Source organism: Phytobacter sp. V91, assembly GCF_965644225.1.
In the GTDB taxonomy this organism is placed as follows: domain Bacteria; phylum Pseudomonadota; class Gammaproteobacteria; order Enterobacterales; family Enterobacteriaceae; genus CBFFRJ01.
Genome location: NZ_CBFFRJ010000313.1, coordinates 1 through 524 on the forward strand (window position 1 = coordinate 1; position 524 = coordinate 524).

The 524-nt window shown below is 51.0% G+C and carries 1 protein-coding gene; it reads right to left on the reverse strand.

The window, feature by feature from the left end:
- Positions 1-6 precede the first annotated feature (6 nt).
- Positions 7-524: DJ-1/PfpI family protein (locus tag ACSZO4_RS25815; RefSeq protein ID WP_437891926.1), on the reverse strand; the 518-nt coding region annotated here is incomplete at its 5' end.

Genomic DNA, 524 nt, shown 5'->3' on the forward strand with positions numbered 1-524 from the left:
ATATAATTACTTCGACTTCAGGTTCCTTCCTGCTGCTTCGGCTGCAAGCCGAGCCTGACTGTCCATCCAAACCCTCTGGGTACGCATTTTTGCCACTCTATCCGGCCCTGCTTCGGCTGGTGTTCCGTTTTGAAAAGGTGGTTCGGGGGAGTATTCAATAATTAACTGAGCCCTCCGCGCAGATTCTTCATCGCCCAGCTTTGCACCCAGTTCAAGTGCAAAGTCTATTCCTGCTGTTGTTCCGGCTCCAGTAATACGATTACGATCACGCACGACTCGCTGATCGATATGGTTTGCACCAAGCAAAGGTAATAGATCAGCAACAGCCCAGTTCGATGTGGCGTTATACCCCTGAAGCAGCCCCGCAGCACCGAGAATAAGGCTGCCAGTACAGTCACTCGTAATCCACTTAGCCCGTTCTCCCTGCTTTGCAACAAAATCAAGCACAACCTGGTCCCGCATACAGGCAATGGTACCTATCAAGCCACCGGGAACAAAAAATACATCAGGATCAGCCCAGGCTT